This window comes from Pseudomonas sp. AK106, assembly GCF_053903055.1.
The window spans coordinates 1379766-1396606 of sequence record NZ_CP096426.1; the positions used below are offsets into that span (position 1 = coordinate 1379766).

The window sequence follows — 16841 nt, forward strand, 5'->3', positions numbered from 1 at the left end:
TTACTGCCGGTGATATCTGATAACAAAACCGTACAATATTTTTTCATGAGAACGCATAACTCAATAATTCTCTCGCATTTGGACGCACGGAAATACCTATTTCATAACCGTCCTTTATCTTCCTATCATTCCCGTAGCAGTAGAGTCAATTGATCGTCCTACTGGCGAGATGATGAATAACCGGCTAGAAGTCGGCGGGTGTACATTGCTAAAAACTATCTGCGCAGATAGCAGCCAGTTATGTGGTCGACGGGGTTTCACCGCCTTTCATCGCGATGATGAGATGGATCGAGTGATTTGAGTTGCCGATGGCTCAAGCGTCTGGAATCCGAGCGCTTCAAAACATCGCCCGATGTCAGCGACGAGGCAATTGTGCTGACGGTCCAGGAACTCAACTGGATGCTCGACGGCTTTGATCTCTGGCGCAACCGACCTCATCAGGTTTTGACGCCGCGAATTGTAGCTTGATTCGGTATAATCCAGGGCATGATTTCCATGCCCGAAAACCTCCCCGACGATCCCAAATTGCTCAAGCAAATGCTTGCGAAGATGCAGTCGCGGGTTGGTTTCCTCGAAGAAGAAAACGCACTACTGCGCCAGCGTCTGTTTGGTCGCAAGTCCGAGCAAACAGCCGATGCGGCCACGCCGCAGTTGGCCCTTTTCAACGAAGCGGAAAGCATCGCTGAACCTGTCAGCGAAAAGTCTGAAGAAGAGGTGGTCACGCCCATCAAGCGGCGTGGCAAACGCAAGCCGCTCCCTGCCGAATTGCCACGAATCGAAGTCATCCACGAACTTCCCGAACATGAGCTGACGTGCGTCTGCGGCTGCCGCAAACATGCGATTGGCGAGGAAGTGAGCGAGCAACTTGAAATCGTGCCGATGCAGATCCGCGTGATCAAACATGTTCGTAAAGTCTACAGTTGTCGAGACTGCGAAACAGCAGCGGTCACTGCGGACAAACCGGCTCAATTGATTGAAAAATGCATGGCCAGCCCGAGTGTTCTGGTGATGCTGCTGACGACTAAATACGTGGACGGCCTGCCGCTTCATCGCTTTGAAAAAGTACTGGGACGCCACGGCATCGATATCCCGCGTCAGACCCTGGCCCGCTGGGTAATTCAGTGCGGTGAGCACTTCCAGCCATTGCTGAATCTTATGCGCGATAGCCTGCTGGCCAGCCGTGTTATTCACTGTGATGAAACCCGTGTTCAGGTTTTGAAAGAGCCTGACGGAGGGCCGAGTAGTCAGTCTTGGATGTGGGTGCAAACCGGCGGCCCACCCGACAAGCCTGTAATCCTTTTTGACTATACCACCAGCCGAGCGCAGGAGGTGCCGTCGCGCCTGCTCGAAGGTTATCGCGGCTACCTGATGACTGACGATTACGCGGGTTACAACGCGCTGGGCGCGCAAGCCGGTGTCGAGCGTTTAGGATGCTGGGCGCATGCTCGTCGCAAGTTTGTTGAAGCACAAAAAGTGCAGCCCAAAGGCAAAACGGGGCGCGCCGATATCGCGCTGAATCTGATCAGCAAGTTGTACGGAATCGAGACTGCTTACAAAGAGAAGAGTGATGAGTTACGCAAAAAAGCTCGTCAGGACTTGAGCTGCCACGTAATGGAGCAGCTCAGAGAGTGGTTGCGCAAAACACTGCCCTATGTGACGACAGACTGCACTTGGCAAAGCAGTGACTTACTTGGCAAATAACTGGGAAAAGCTTAAACGGTACGTCGAGGAAGGCTACCTGCCGATCGACAATAATGCGCCACAACGTGCGATCCGCCCCTTCGTGGTCGGAAGGAAGAACTGGTTGTTCAGCGACACGCCAAAAGGCGCAAAGGCTAGTGCTCAACTTTACAGCCTGGTCGAGACCGCCAAAGCCAACGGCCAAGAGCCTTATGCATGGCTACGCCACGCACTTGAGCGCCTACCAATGGCGACTTCGGTTGAGGATTATGAAGCCCTACTGCCGTGGAACTGCTCGCCGGCATCGCCTAGCTAAGCGTCCCACCCACTTTGAAATCGGTGGGGTTTATGGATCGCTTACAAACTTTCCACCGAAAGCAAGGAAGGTGACATATTATTTTAGGCAATATGCGAAAAGTACCATGGCTTTTTTTTGACAGAGGCGATAAGCACCAGCTTATCGTCTCTGCAAAAATACCGAGCACACACAAAATCCCGACTAGAGACTCTTGGGCCTTAGATCGGCCCATGCAGACCCAGATAATTCTCAGTTAGCTCTCACTAAGGTCCGGGCGGTAGCTTATCGATATACGATCATTGCCGCGCAAAAAGTCTAAATTCAAATCGCTATCCTTTGGAATGGTAACATTTCTTAATGATGGCAGGTTCTCTAATACAGATGCGTCATTAACATTAGTATGGTACAAGTCTATATAGGTTAGTTTTTTCAGCGACCTTATCGATGAAATATCTTCAATAGGCAGATTCCCCAACGTTAACATTCTGAGGTTTGGCAGATCAGCCACAAAATCAATATCTTTAACATCCATATCCGTAAAAGAGAATGAAGACAATTCGATACAGGTGCCTAGAGTAGTAGGATCAACCATTGGCAGGTTTTTAAGATACAAGTAATTAAGATTTGGAATCAGCGCTAAAGGCAGCAAAGACTGAACAGGTAGTCCACTTAAAAATACCCCCTCAAGATTTTTAAGTCCAGCAAGTGGAGAAAGATCCTCAACACTCACGTTTTCTAGATCGAGATTCTCCAAGTTGCGGCATTTCTTTAATGGCGACAAATCCGCAATCGGCGTATCATATATCTGAATAAAATCCAATAGCTTCATCGAAGAAACACTTGATATATCAGTCGCCAGTATTCCGCCCAAGATTAAGGTTTCAACTTTCTTTAATGATCTAAGTGGTTCAAGATTGGTAACTGCCAAGCCTTTAAGCAGTAAAAAGTTTATCTGCTTACAACTAGCTACCGAGGAGATATCAGTGGCAGGTGCTTCACTCACCTCCAGATATGTTATTTTTTTCAAAGAGGATAAAAAGCCAAGATCTTCAATATTAACATCTGAAATGCGCAGATCCCTTAAAGCAGAGTGTTCCCGCAGGCTTTCTTCACCCAATACAACCACGTCGCTAATTTTTATCATCTCTATCTTCTTGAGTCCTCGAAGATTTCGAATATCGATTACATTTCCTCCTTCAACTATTAACCCCTTCAAGTTAATCATCTGTTGAAGATCAGTCTCCGAAAGCTGGTAACCTCCAAGAATTATTAAAAATCTGACTTTAGAAAGATCTCTACTCCATGTACTAAGTGAAACACCTTTAGCAGCGTAAACAGCACGCTCCTCTTCTTCAAAATCAGCGCAAAACGCGCAGTAGCCAGAGTTTATCAGGGTACTGGTGACATCTGACTCAATGCCCGATCCTGTCTCCCAAGCACTGAAGACCCACCGAGCGCAGCCTTCTGCTAGCGAATCATGAAGAGCAGTTGAGAGCTTTACATGTTTATTTTTTATAAGCCGAGCAGAAAGGATGGAGGTGTCCCCGCCCTCATCATGGACGATGTTCAATAAGCTCTCGGCCCACTCTGGATCATGCTCCGCCGAAAGCAACTCAAATAAGAATATTAGAGTTTCGGTCCAAAAATGAGCTTTAGCCCAATTTGCGAGTAAACCTTTAGATACAGGAGCATTATCTGGCAGGTTGTCCATCACAAAGGCTGGGCGCACAATGCAGGTTTCCAGGTAGCAAGCACAAAAATATTCCTGGAAGCTTAGATGTACAAATGCGTAACGATCTTCACCTCTAGGTAATAGCAGCCCACTGCGCCTCGCCACCCAGTTCAAAAATTCCGCTGCAACCTGGTGATTTTTAGGAACGCCGCTAACCTCCATAGCTTCGATTAACCAAGATAATACTTCTTTCTCAGTAGCTAGAATCCCCGACCCTCTGGAATTCCAGCCTCTCCCAACCTGCATTTTGAAAGCAACATGAGCGAGCCAAGTCTTTCTTTCCTTCCAGCCATAATGGGCAAATACGTCATCTGGGCCAATTTTTCGCTGTTTGTCGATAGTATTTAGGTAAGCATTGACAATTTCATCATATAAAAGCGCTTTGCCATCAGGCAAATGGGCTCGCTCTCTATGAACAATTGCCATCAAACTAAGCAAATTTGGGGTTCTGGCTAGATTCAGCGTGACTTCGGATTGCGCAAGAGCTGCTAGCAGATCAGACGTCTTTTGCTTAGCCTCCAAATCTGTCGTACAGCGCTGCCGGTACCAGTTTCTTGCAAAATCCGAAATCCGGATTTGATCGAAAGGCATCAAGTATCGTATTTGTGCCCAGCTACGAGCGATCGAAGTATCGATAACGTCTACTGACCCATCTGCGGATTTGATTCCATAGCCTTTTAGCCGCTTTTTGATAGAGAGAGTCTTTGATTTTGACTCACGGGACAGATCACCATCGTCGTTCACAGCCTTTTCGACAACAGAATCCATTACAAAAGAATCAATTGGGTAGTCTTCATATCCAATTATTCGCGAAGTCGCTAATACGCATGCAGACTGCACATGAGCCTCACGCATCCAACTCGCTACTGTCCCTCGACGCGGTATCGGGATTTCATCTACCCCGTCTAAAATCAGTACATATTGCCCAGCTCTAACCCACTCACTCAGCTTTGGTTTTATAGCCTCTGTAACTGACGCCCCCAAAAGCTTATTAGCAACCGCCACCGCTAGCTCTACAACTCCGCAACCATCTGAAAAGCAATCAAGTGGCATATCTCTTAATATGCAAGGAATGGGCAGCATATTTTCGAGAATTGGTGGGAGAGGCGCATTTGCACCCGAAGTAAGTCTCCAGGCCAACCAGTTACTTAAAGTTGTCTTACCTCCCCCTGGATCGCCCAGTACAACAATCTGAGAATTATCTTGTAACGCCGTAAGTAGGTCACTTCCACTTGGCCAACTGTCTGAGGGAGCATCTGCCTCTATCGCAGTTTCGGAAAGCAAAGGAGGAACAAAAAGCGTTTCAATTTGTATTGTCGGAAGATCTCGCATCGAAGGTAAAGCAAGAGTCTCTACAACTCCGCACTTTCTTCTAATTTCGCCCAAATACTTTCTAAGCAAAGGTTCTTCCCAGAGTTTTAATTTGGAAACTAGTGAGGTCATGCTGTTACCTCTGTAGCGTGCTGACGCCCTTCTAACAAGGGTTTAAAATCAATCGGTAGCAAATTATCTTGGTACTCTCTAACTAATCCATCGATCCAAAACAGATCTATATCTCCTGGGTTCGGATATTGAACAGACCAAGCTGGAGCAGCAGGATCATCTCCAACCTGACTCCGCTTTGTTAGTTTTAAAGCCAAGGCCCACTTTGGAGACAGATCATTTCCTTCTACTATGTTACTCCGCTCACCGCAGCACCAAGCGATACATTCGCCCCAAAAATCAATATCAAAATGCCATCTCTCCCATAGATCTCTATGAAACTGATGGATATAAGATGCAACCAGTACTCGTACTACCCAAATCTTCTGTTCCTCCACACCGGTGGGGAATGGGACGCATCCTGCGAACCTTGACCATTGGTTTGCTAATGCTTTTAGACGACGAGGATTAGGAGGCAGGCACACTGTATCTCCAACAGCCAGATTAAAAGCATCAACCTTTTCCTGTGTCTCCACACTACTCAACAGCTTACTGAAGTACGCTGCTCCGGTACCCGGAAGTGGTAGTCTATAAATATCTGTGCATATTTTTTCTAAGTAATGACTTGCACGTAGATACATTTCCCCCGCCGTTGCTTGTGAAGGTGCAGAAATTTCTTCGCGTATTGCGTCAATTAGGATATTTTCATTCATGCCAAGTACAAAAACACAATTACGCAAGTTAAGATAAATCTTGAGACCTTCCAGTAACTTAAATGCCGCTTTGGGGTTACAACGATCTAAATCATCAATAAATACAATCACTCTAGTGGATTCATCACCAGGAAGCAACGCCATGATGGTATTGTGCAAGTTGCTTCTAATAGAGTCAGATTGCAAAACTTGATGGTAATTATTGGCTTCCCAAGCTTCGCCATACTTTTGTATTTTTTCTGCGCTAGGCAGAGCTTCAATTCCGATGACCTTTCCTAGATTTGAAAGCCCATCCAGGGTATATTGCAATGCTACCGTACTAAATTTTTTGAATTTTTCCTTCACTTGCACCATTTGAGAGAATTGGCGACGCATCTCTTGCAAAAGAGCAACTATTGGGCTACTTTCATTTTGGTATCTCCATGCGTCAAACCAAATCGTAACGACTTTATTATTCTCCTCAGTCGGCTGGCTTATACTGCTCTCAGCCACAGAACCGCCTTCCTCCGCTACTCCTCCGAGCTTGTGCTGGAGCTGCCGCATGAAACTAGTCTTACCACTTCCCCAATTACCATGAATGCCTAGAACATGAGGAGTAGGGCAGTTTTCGACACGATGCTTCATACGAGCAAGCTCTCCCTCCCAGTCAAGCTTGTCATCAAGGGTAGGCAGATCATCAAGCAATACACGCGAGGTAGTCATAATTCGCTTCCATCATTGTAAAAACTGCAACTCTGAGCGGACCCTCGGGTTGCGATTCCTTCAGCTGTAACGCCCCAAATCCAGACACTACCTTCCCAGATTCACCGGGTGGATTCAGATCGATTGATCTACAAGAACATCGAATGATCACCCGTTTTTGTAAAAATGTCCCCGGAAATCTGCCGTCGAACTAAGCCCCAACGCCCAACCAAGCCACCTGAACGGGATGAAACCATGCGCCTTACCATTGTCGGCCTGTGCCACTGGCGGCCGATTCTGGAAATCAGGCAAAACGAGCAGTTCTAGCGCGCCGGTTATCTAAAGCCAAGATTTGAGCGGTAAGGGTTAAAGGGCCCGAAAGATCCGGAGGATGGAGAGGGCCGGGGCAGAGATGACGGGAGAATCGCAGAGTACCTAGACACATGATTAAAGCGGAGCGTCAATTTCTCCAGAAGTGAGCTAGTCAGTGACACAACATATCTCATTTTTGGCAATGTATCGTGCATCAACGCACCCACATTGCACCCACAGTCAGAGACACCGAAGCCAAAAATCTTATGAAACACCGATCTATATGGTGTCCCAGGCGGGGTTCGAACCTGCAACCTTCTCCTTAGGAGGGACTGGGATGGCGCTCCACCTTGCTCGTCAAGACGGTATCACCGCTGAGGAGTTAGCGGCTGTACAGACCTCTTCGCGGGCAAGCGCGCTCCTACAGGTTTTGCGTTCGCCGCGGATTCGCGGCGAACCCGTTTATCCCGCCACCAGCACCCGAATCGCTTCCAGGCGCAGCGCGGCTTTTTCCAGCATGGCCAGGCCTTGCTCACGTTGTTCACGCAATGCCGCCAGTTCGCTGTCGCGGACCGTCGGGTTGACCGCTTGCAGGGCCGTCAGACGCGCCAGTTCTTCTTCGGTGTCTGCCGCCAGACGTCGCTGTGCTTCCGCCACACGTTCAGCGTGCTTGGGCGCGATCTTGCTTTCGGCGGCGTTGATCTGCGGGTTCAGCACGTCACGCTGGGCCTGGATGAACTTGTTGGCGCTGGCCCGGGGCACGCTTTCCAGCTGACCGTTCAGGGTGGTGAAAGACACACGGCCCGACAGGTCGTTGCCGTTGCCATCCAGCAGGCAACGCAGTGCAGCCGGCGGCAGGTAGCGGCCCAACTGCAGCGAACGCGGCGCGACCACTTCACTGACGTAGAGCAACTCCAGCAGCACGGTGCCAGGTTTCAGCGCCTTGTTCTTGATCAATGCCACGGCGGTGTTGCCCATCGAGCCGGACAGCACCAGATCCATGCCGCCCTGCACCATCGGGTGTTCCCAGGTAATGAACTGCATGTCTTCGCGAGCCAGCGCCTGATTACGGTCGTAGGTGATGGTCACACCTTCGTCGTCGCCCAGCGGGAAGCTGGCGTCGAGCATCTTCTCGCTCGGCCGCAGGATCAGCGCATTCTCCGAGTGGTCTTCGCTGTCGATGCCGAACGCGTCGAACAGGGTTTCCATGTAGATCGGCAGGGTGAACTGATCGTCCTGCTCAAGGATGGCTTCCACCAGCGCTTCGCCTTCGCCCGCGCCGCCGGAATTGAGCTCCAGCAGGCGGTCGCGGCCGGTGTGCAGTTCACTCTCCAGACGCTCGCGCTCAGTACGGGCTTCGTTCACCAGGGCCTGCCAGTCATCCTCGTCACCGCCATCGAGCTGCGGCAACAGGCGCGGGCCGAACGTATGCTGCAGCGCATTGCCGGTCGGGCAGGTGTTGAGGAACGCGTTGAGGGCTTCGTGATACCACTGGAACAGCCGCTCTTGCGGGCTGGTTTCCAGGTACGGCACGTGCAGCTCGATGATGTGCTTCTGGCCGATCCGGTCCAGACGACCGATACGCTGCTCCAGCAGGTCCGGGTGCGCGGGCAGATCGAACAGCACCAGATGATGGGAGAACTGGAAGTTGCGGCCTTCACTGCCGATTTCCGAACAGATCAGCACTTGGGCGCCGAACTCTTCGTCGGCGAAGTAGGCCGCCGCGCGGTCACGCTCCAGGATGTTCATGCCTTCGTGGAAGACTGTCGCCGGGATGCCGGAGCGCACGCGCAGCGCGTCTTCCAGGTCCATCGCGGTTTCGGCGTGGGCGCAGATGACCAGCACCTTCACGCGCTTGAGCATTTTCAGGGTGTCGATCAGCCATTCAACCCGCGGATCGAAGCGCCACCAGCGTTCTTCTTCACTGCTCTCGCCAATCGCCTGGAAGCTGACTTCCGGGTACAGGTCGGCGTGTTCGCCAATCGGCAGCTCGAGGTATTCGGCCGGGCAGGGCAGGGGATACGGGTGCAGTTTGCGCTCCGGGAACCCTTGCACGGCGGCGCGGGTGTTACGGAACAGCACGCGGCCGGTGCCGTGACGGTCAAGCAGTTCACGGATCAGGCGGGCGCTGGCTTCGGCATCGCCGGCGGCAACAGCGGTCAGCAGCGCCTCGGCTTCGGCGCCGAGGAAACCACGGATGGTCTCGTTGGCCTTGGGCGACAGCGTGCCCTTGTCCAGCAGCTCCTGAACGGCCTCGGCTACCGGACGATAGTTTTCGCTCTCGGCGCGGAAGGCGTGCAGGTCATGAAAACGGTTTGGGTCCAGCAGGCGCAGACGGGCAAAGTGGCTGTCCTGACCGAGCTGCTCAGGGGTTGCCGTCAGCAGCAGGACGCCGGGAATCACTTCGGCCAGTTGCTCGACCAACGAGTATTCGCGGCTGGCCTTTTCTTCGTGCCAGACCAGGTGATGAGCCTCATCGACCACCAGCAGGTCCCAGCCCGCCGCAAACAAAGCGTCCTGGGCCTTCTCGTCTTCAACCAGCCATTCCAGTGACACCAGCGCCAGCTGGGTGTCTTCGAACGGATTGCTGGCATCGCTTTCGATGAAGCGTTCGGCATCAAACAGCGCGACCTGCAGGTTGAAGCGGCGGCGCATTTCGACCAGCCACTGGTGCTGCAGGTTTTCCGGCACCAGGATCAGCACCCGGTTAGCGCGGCCCGACAGCAACTGGCGGTGGATGACCAGACCGGCTTCGATGGTTTTACCCAGACCCACTTCGTCCGCCAGCAAGACCCGCGGCGCGATACGGTCAGCGACCTCCCGGGCGATGTGCAACTGGTGCGCGATCGGTTGCGCACGCACGCCGCCCAGGCCCCACAGCGAGGATTGCAGCTGGCGACTGGTGTGTTCGAGGGTGTGATAGCGCAGGGAGAACCACGGCAGGGGGTCGATCTGCCCGGCAAACAGGCGGTCGGTGGCCAGGCGGAACTGGATGAAGTTCGACAGCTGGGTTTCCGGCAGGGTCACCGGCTGGTTCTGCGCGTTGAGGCCGTGGTAGACCAGCAGGCCTTCGACGTCGTCGACTTCGCGGACGGTCATCTTCCAGTTTTCGAAGTGGGTGATGGTGTCACCCGGCGAGAAGCGCACCCGCGTCAGCGGCGCATTGCGCAAAGCATACTGGCGCGTGTCGCCAGTGGCCGGATAGAGCACGGTCAACAAGCGGCCGTCCTGTGCCAGAACGGTGCCCAAACCCAGCTCGGCTTCGCTGTCGCTAATCCAGCGTTGCCCCGGTTGATACTGCTGCGACATGCTGCCTGACTCCCGCCTTGAAAAAGCCGACTATGTTAACGGAACAAGGCGCCCAGGCCAAAGCCACATTGTAAAAACCCCCGGATATAGTGGGGGGCGTGGCTGAACGGGCACTTGCTGCGAAAAACATAGTCGAAACTCGCGCTTGAATCGGCTCAAGTCGACGAAACGGCAGCCGACAGCTTGATAACAGGAGACCATTACCATGCTGCCACCGCTGATCCCATTGAGCGCGGCCCCCGTGACTTCGCAGCTGGACCCGGTCAAACCCACCCCGGACATCCCGCCGGTAACGCCGATTCAAAAGAGTTCGAGCGAAACCAATATCGACATGGGCGAACGTGACCGCGAGCAGGCCGAATTGCTGCTGCGCGAAGAACAACGCCGCCATCAACGCCGCCGCAGCGACCGGCGCGTGGCTGACCGTCACCCCGATCTGCAAGAAGGCCCGGCCATTCCCGGGGATTTCCTCAATGCCGACGACACTGTGCCGGTGGTCCCGATCATCGACGACGAGCCACGCCAGGGCCTGTGGGTCGACCTGAAGGTCTGAGGCGCTGGTCAGCGCCGCTGCGATTGCGCATTATTGGCGGCAACAGGTATTCACGAGCGATACGCCATGAGCGATGACGACAAACTGGTAGACCTGAGTGCCGAACGCGCCAAGCGTGTTCACGACCTCAATGACAAACGGCTGAACGAAGTCCGAAGCGCGTTTGAACAGGCCATGCCGCTGGGCAAGGGCAAGAAGAAAGCCAAGAGCAAACCGAAAAAACGCTGACCCCGCCTCCCGTTCGTCCCCCGCCTGCCGGCTGCTGTTTGCGATTCACGCCGGCATTGACCTGAGTCAATTTCTCCCGCTACCCCTCTGGTTACTCTGCGCCTGTCAAAGGCTGAAGCAGAGGGCACGCGCATGTTTCTCGACCACGCAGTGATAGCCGGCGTCATGGCGGTGGGGCTGATGATGGTGATTTATTCAAGCGTCGGACTGTTCATCTGGAAAGACTCACCCCGGCGCGGCAGACGCTGAGTTTTCTATACAAAGAGCACGCAAGGCATTTTGGGCAACTTCGGTTGCCCATTTTTTTTGCGCGGTGGTTGTGCGTGCTGATTGCTGCGCCGGGAGGATGCTGGCGGCGGCTCAACCCACGGTGATGGGCGGCAGATCGGCCAGGGTCACGGTCTGCAGCTTGCGTGGCGCAAGGATCTCGGCCTCGCCATCCACCACCAGTTCATCGTTCTGATTGAACACGCGAGTGGCGATGCGCACGCGGAATTTCGGCAGTTTCTCGAGGATCTCCAGGCGCACGGTCAGGGTGTCGCCGATCTTGACCGGCTTCTGGAAGGTCATCTGCTGACCCAGGTAAATAGTGCCCGGGCCAGGCAGTTCACAGGCCACTGCCGCGCTGATCAATGCGCCGCTGAACATGCCGTGGGCGATGCGATCCTTGAACATGCTCTTGGCCGCGAACTCAGCGTCCAGGTGCACCGGGTTGCGGTCGCCGGACATCTCGGCGAACAGCTGGATGTGACGCTCCTCGACGGTTTTGCTGTAGCTGGCGGTCTGGCCGACTTCAAGGGATTCGTACGGCGTGTTGGTGACTTGGGTCATGGGGTGTCCTGTGACAGTTGGGAAAGATGAACCACCGGGGTCATTCGCTGCGGCGCGGCCTTGGCTGCTGTAGCGCCTGTTCAAGCCAGGCAAGCAGGTCATGGGTGACCTCTTCACGATTGATCTCCAGGAAAATCTCGTGACGCGCCTGCGGGTAGACCTTCAGCGTAACAAACGGGTGGTCGGTGCCGCTCAGAGCGTCGGCCAGATGCGTGAGACGCTTGCCATCGCTCACCGGATCACATTCGCCACCGATAATCAGGATTGGCAGTCCGGAATCGATCTGCGCCAGGTTCGAACGCTTGCTGATCTGTTGCAGGCCGCCAAGCAGGTCCATCCACAACTGATTGGTGCAGCGAAAGCCACACATCGGGTCATGGCTGTACGCGTCGACCTCGGCCGGGTCGCGGTTGAGCCAGTCATAGCAGGTGCGTACGGGCTTGAATCGTTTGTTGAACGAGCCGAACGACAGGTGCTCGATCAACGCGCTGCGACCCGCCGGCCCTTGGCGCCAGCGTTCAAAACGAGCAACCAGCGCCGCCGAGCGGTAGAAGGCGACCGGATGGTAATTCGAGCCGCTGAGAATCGCCCCTTGCACACTGGCGCTGTGGTGCAGCAAATACCCCTGGGCGATGTAACTGCCCATGCTGTGACCGAGCAGGAACACCGGCACGCCCGGATGGCGCACCGCAATCGACGCTTTCAGCGTGGCGAGGTCGCCGACCACTTTGTTCCAGCCGTCCTGATCGGCGAAATGACCCACAGTGCCATGGGAGGCCGAATGGCCGTGGCCACGCTGATCGGCGGCATACAAGGCGAAGCCTGCCCGCATCAGTGCCCCGCCGAGTCTGTCATAGCGCCCGCCGTGCTCAGCCATCCCGTGGGAAAGCATGACCACCGCCCGGGCATTGCCCATCGGCCTCCAGGTCCGCACATAGAGACGACTGTGATCTTGAGCGTCCAGCCAAAAAGCTTCGTGTTCCATCGCGTTTTCCTGGCCCCTGTAAAAAGTTGTCTCAAAAAACGCAGTGGCGAGCGCTTTGCTTGAGTGTATAGCGGTAGCCGGATGGCAGGCTGGTTACCCGCAAGATTCACACCGGTGATGACGTGGCGACGACTATTTGCCTTCTATGCCATAGCTGCTAACGTCCGGCAAACGCCCGTTTAAATACCACGGGGCCAGTACACTCAGGTAAGAGGATAAAAACAACATGCAACCTGAATTCTGGAACGACAAGCGGCCCGCTGGCGTTCTTTCTGAGGTGGACCTGCAGGCGTACACATCGGTGATCGAAGTGTTCGAGCGCAGTTGCCGCCAGTACGCCGATCGGCCGGCCTACAGCAACATGGGTGTCACCCTGAGTTACGCAGAGCTTGAGCGCCAATCGGCGGCCTTCGCCGGTTACCTGCAACAGCAGACTGACCTCAAACCCGGCGACCGCATCGCCGTGCAGATGCCCAACCTCATCCAGTACCCCATCGCCGTGTTCGGTGCCATGCGCGCCGGCCTGATCGTCGTCAACACCAATCCGCTGTACACCGCCCGGGAGATGCGCCACCAGTTCAAGGATTCCGGCGCCCGCGCACTGGTCTATCTCAACGTCTTCGGCAAGAACGTGCAGGAAGTGCTCGCGGACACCGATATTCAGTACCTCATCGAAGTGAAGATGGGCGACATGCAGTCGGCGGCCAAAGGCTGGCTGATCAACACCGTGGTCGAAAAGGTCAAGAAGCTGGTGCCCGCGTACCACTTGCCCCAAGCCATCCCGTTCAAACGTGTGCTCAAGCTGGGCAAGGGCGATCGTCTGCAACGGGTGCCAATGGCGCTGGATGACGTCGCTGTGCTGCAGTACACCGGCGGCACCACCGGTTCGCCGAAAGGCGCGATGCTGACCCACGGCAATCTGGTCGCCAACATGCAGCAGGTCTATGCCTGCATGCAGCAGCACGGGCCCGACGGGCGGCCGATCTTCAAGCAGGGCAGCGAGATCATGGTGGCGCCGCTGCCGCTTTATCACATCTATGCGTTCACCTGTAATTGCATGTGCATGATGGTCAGCGGCAATCACAACCTGCTGATCACCAACCCGCGGGACATCGGCGGCTTCATCAAAGAGCTGAAGAAGTGGAAGTTCTCGGCAATGCTCGGCCTCAACACGCTGTTCGTGGCGCTGATGGACCATCCCGAATTCAAGAATCTGGATTTCTCGACGTTGCGCCTGACCAATTCCGGCGGCACCGCGCTGGTCAAAGCCACCGCCGAGCGCTGGCTGCAATTGACCGGCTGCCCGATCGTCGAGGGCTATGGCCTGACCGAAACCTCTCCCGTCGCCACCGCCAACCCCTATGGCACTCAGTCCAGGCTGGGGACGGTGGGCATGCCGGTGCCGGGCACCACGGCGAAGGTCATCAGCGACGACGGTGCCGAGCTGCCTGTGGGTGAGCGCGGCGAGCTGTGCCTCAAGGGGCCGCAGATCATGCTCGGTTACTGGAACAAGCCAGAGGCCACCGCCGAAGTGCTGGACAGCGAAGGCTGGCTGAAAACCGGGGACATTGCGGTAATCGACCCGGACGGGTTCATTCGTATCGTGGACCGCAAGAAGGACCTGATCATTGTCTCGGGCTTCAACGTCTACCCGAACGAGATCGAAGACGTTGTCTCGCGGCATCCGAAAGTCGCGAACTGTGCGGTGATCGGCGTTCCGGACGACCGTTCGGGCGAAGCTGTGAAGCTGTTCGTGGTGCCGAGGGATGCCACGCTGACCAGCGAGGAGTTGAAGGCATACTGCAAGGAGAACTTCACCGGCTACAAGATTCCCAAGCAGATCGTGCTGCGTGAGTCGTTGCCGATGACGCCTGTGGGGAAAATCCTGCGGCGCGAGCTGCGGGATATCGCCTGATCCGGCATCGCTTCCTTCCCCTGAGCTTTACCCGCACAAAACGGCGTGATGATCACGCCGTTTTTTTGCCCGGTGTTTGGCTGCAGGGTTTGAGGGGGCCGCATAAATGAACATAACCGTAGGATATTTCCGACATTTAGGTTCATTGCTCTAAACGTGACCGTGGCCTATTCAAGAGTCAGGTATGTGACTGGAGAGCCCGCTTTTGGCTCTAGGCGGCCTTTGGCAAAGCTGATACGCTCGCCCCGCTTTTTGTGCCAACGGTCAACAAAAAGCGGTTACTACAATATTCCAAACACAAGAAATCATCGCATCAAGCGGTGTGTAGAAACGCTGTTGCTGAGGAGTCGGCTTTTATGCTCGAAAACTTCTGGAAGGATAAATATCCGACAGGTATCGCTGCCGATATCGATCCGGATCAGTATCCGAACGTACAGGCCGTATTGAAACAGTCCTGCGAGCGTTTCGCCAACAAACCTGCGTTCAGCAACCTGGGCAAGACCCTCACCTACGGCGAAATGTACGCGCTGTCCGGTGCCTTTGCGGCGTATCTGCAACAGCACACCGACCTGCAACCGGGCGATCGCATCGCCGTGCAGTTGCCCAACGTGCTGCAGTACCCGGTCGCGGTGTTCGGTGCCATTCGTGCCGGGCTCATCGTGGTCAACACCAACCCGCTGTACACCGCGCGGGAAATGGAACACCAATTCAACGACTCCGGCGCCAAGGCGCTGGTCTGCCTGGCGAACATGGCGCACCTGGCCGAGAAGGTCGTGCCCAAGACCGGCGTCAAGCACATCATCGTCACCGAAGTCGCCGACCTGCTGCCGCCCCTCAAGCGCCTGCTGGTCAACAGCGTCATCAAGTACGTGAAGAAGATGGTTCCGCCGTTTCACCTGCCCAAGGCGGTCAAATTCAACGACGTGCTGGCCAAGGGGCACGGTCAGCCGGTGCGGGATGTTTCGCCGACCGGCGACGACGTCGCGGTGCTGCAATACACCGGCGGCACCACCGGCGTGGCCAAGGGCGCGATGCTCACCCACCGCAACCTGATCGCCAACATGCTGCAATGCCGGGCGCTGATGGCGGCCAACCTCAATGAAGGCACGGAGATTCTGATCACGCCGTTGCCGCTGTACCACATCTATGCGTTCACCTTTCACTGCATGGCGATGATGCTGAGCGGCAACCACAACGTGCTGATCAGCAACCCCCGTGATTTGTCGGCGATGGTGAAAGAGCTGTCGAAGTGGAAGTTTTCCGGCTTCGTCGGGCTCAACACGCTGTTCGTCGCGCTGTGCAATAACGCCGACTTCCGCCACCTGGATTTCTCCTCGCTGAAACTCACCCTCTCGGGCGGCATGGCCCTGCAAACCGCTGCGGCCGAGCGCTGGAAAGAGGTGACCGGCTGCTCGATCTGCGAAGGGTACGGCATGACCGAGACCAGCCCGGTGGCGTCGGTCAACCCGTTCCAGAAGATCCAGATGGGCACCATCGGCATTCCCGTGCCTTCGACCCTGTGCAAGACCATTAATGACGCTGGCGAAGAGCTGCTGGTCGGCGAAGTGGGCGAGCTGTGCATTAAGGGTCCGCAGGTGATGAAAGGCTACTGGCAAAATCAGGCGGCCACCGACGAGATGCTCGATGCCGACGGTTGGTTGAAGACCGGTGACATCGCAATCATCCAGCCGGATGGCTACATGCGCATCGTTGATCGCAAGAAGGACATGATTCTGGTCTCCGGTTTCAACGTGTACCCGAACGAACTGGAAGATGTGCTGGCGACCCTGCCCGGCGTCTTGCAGTGCGCGGCCATCGGTATCCCGGACGAGAAATCCGGCGAGGCGATCAAGCTGTTCGTGGTGTGCAAACCGGGCACGACCCTGAGTAAGGATCAAGTCATGGAGCACATGCGCGCCAACGTCACGGCTTATAAAGTGCCGCGCAGCGTGGAATTCCGCGACGCCCTGCCGACCACCAACGTTGGCAAGATCCTGCGCCGCGAACTGCGTGACGAAGAACTGAAAAAGCTGGCGCTTAAGAAGCCGGCGTAAGTCAGCCCTGACAACCACAGACCCCGGCAGCGTGGTCGGCCTAACGGCCTCGGGTTTCGCCTTCGGCGAGTTACTTGATAAAGCCCCAAGTAACCAAAGGCTTTTGCTCCTGGTTGGGCCCCGACTTC

Annotated in this window: 11 protein-coding genes and 1 pseudogene; 7 read left to right on the plus strand and 5 right to left on the minus strand. The window is 55.1% G+C overall.

Going from position 1 to position 16841, the window contains the following annotated elements:
* Positions 1 to 297 precede the first annotated feature (297 nt).
* Together tnpB and tnpC are read left to right on the plus strand one after the other, a co-directional pair.
* On the plus strand, positions 298 to 468 hold the full coding sequence (gene tnpB / locus M1E04_RS06300; protein WP_456292562.1) for an IS66 family insertion sequence element accessory protein TnpB: 171 nt from the start codon (positions 298 to 300) through the stop codon (positions 466 to 468).
* A gap of 18 nt (positions 469 to 486) precedes the next feature.
* A pseudogene (gene tnpC, locus M1E04_RS06305) lies at positions 487 to 1996 on the plus strand (IS66 family transposase).
* Between the two features lie 235 nt (positions 1997 to 2231).
* On the opposite strand, the gene M1E04_RS06310 reads toward tnpC, so the two are convergent.
* The 3 genes from M1E04_RS06310 to rapA form a co-directional block, all read right to left on the minus strand.
* Complete coding sequence (locus tag M1E04_RS06310) at positions 2232 to 5153, minus strand: hypothetical protein (RefSeq protein WP_456292563.1); 2922 nt, start codon at positions 5151 to 5153, stop codon at positions 2232 to 2234.
* Positions 5150 to 6547, minus strand: a complete 1398-nt coding sequence (locus tag M1E04_RS06315) for a KAP family P-loop NTPase fold protein (protein ID WP_456292564.1) — start codon at positions 6545 to 6547, stop codon at positions 5150 to 5152. Before M1E04_RS06315 ends, M1E04_RS06310 begins: the two co-directional genes overlap by 4 nt.
* A gap of 753 nt (positions 6548 to 7300) precedes the next feature.
* Complete coding sequence (gene rapA, locus M1E04_RS06320) at positions 7301 to 10147, minus strand: RNA polymerase-associated protein RapA (RefSeq protein WP_456292565.1); 2847 nt, start codon at positions 10145 to 10147, stop codon at positions 7301 to 7303.
* A 205-nt stretch (positions 10148 to 10352) separates the two neighbouring features.
* On the opposite strand from rapA, the gene M1E04_RS06325 reads away from it, so the two are divergent.
* The 3 genes from M1E04_RS06325 (at position 10353) to ccoM (ending at position 11177) form a co-directional block, all read left to right on the plus strand.
* Complete coding sequence (locus M1E04_RS06325; RefSeq protein WP_065992645.1) at positions 10353 to 10700, plus strand: aspartate-semialdehyde dehydrogenase; 348 nt, start codon at positions 10353 to 10355, stop codon at positions 10698 to 10700.
* A 66-nt stretch (positions 10701 to 10766) separates the two neighbouring features.
* Positions 10767 to 10928 carry a hypothetical protein gene (locus M1E04_RS06330; RefSeq protein WP_167355831.1) on the plus strand — a complete coding sequence of 54 codons (162 nt, stop codon included), beginning with the start codon at positions 10767 to 10769 and terminating at the stop codon, positions 10926 to 10928.
* Between the two features lie 132 nt (positions 10929 to 11060).
* Complete coding sequence (ccoM, locus tag M1E04_RS06335; protein ID WP_296310393.1) at positions 11061 to 11177, plus strand: cytochrome c oxidase subunit CcoM; 117 nt, start codon at positions 11061 to 11063, stop codon at positions 11175 to 11177.
* Positions 11178 to 11288: 111 nt separating this feature from the next.
* Here ccoM and M1E04_RS06340 read toward each other — a convergent pair whose 3' ends face one another.
* Both M1E04_RS06340 and M1E04_RS06345 read right to left on the minus strand, forming a co-directional pair.
* The gene (locus tag M1E04_RS06340) at positions 11289 to 11759 is read right to left on the minus strand and encodes a MaoC family dehydratase (protein WP_065992646.1); all 471 of its coding nucleotides are present in this window, start codon (positions 11757 to 11759) and stop codon (positions 11289 to 11291) included.
* Between the two features lie 40 nt (positions 11760 to 11799).
* Positions 11800 to 12744 (minus strand): alpha/beta hydrolase, encoded by a 945-nt coding sequence (locus M1E04_RS06345; RefSeq protein WP_456292566.1) that lies wholly within the window; start codon positions 12742 to 12744, stop codon positions 11800 to 11802.
* 226 nt (positions 12745 to 12970) lie between these two features.
* Here M1E04_RS06345 and fadD2 point away from each other — a divergent pair, with 226 nt between their 5' ends.
* Together fadD2 and fadD1 are read left to right on the plus strand one after the other, a co-directional pair.
* Positions 12971 to 14659 (plus strand): long-chain-fatty-acid--CoA ligase FadD2, encoded by a 1689-nt coding sequence (fadD2, locus tag M1E04_RS06350; protein WP_192134033.1) that lies wholly within the window; start codon positions 12971 to 12973, stop codon positions 14657 to 14659.
* 356 nt (positions 14660 to 15015) lie between these two features.
* Positions 15016 to 16713, plus strand: coding sequence for a long-chain-fatty-acid--CoA ligase FadD1 (fadD1, locus tag M1E04_RS06355; protein ID WP_456292567.1), 1698 nt, complete (start codon positions 15016 to 15018; stop codon positions 16711 to 16713).
* Positions 16714 to 16841: the final 128 nt, after the last annotated feature.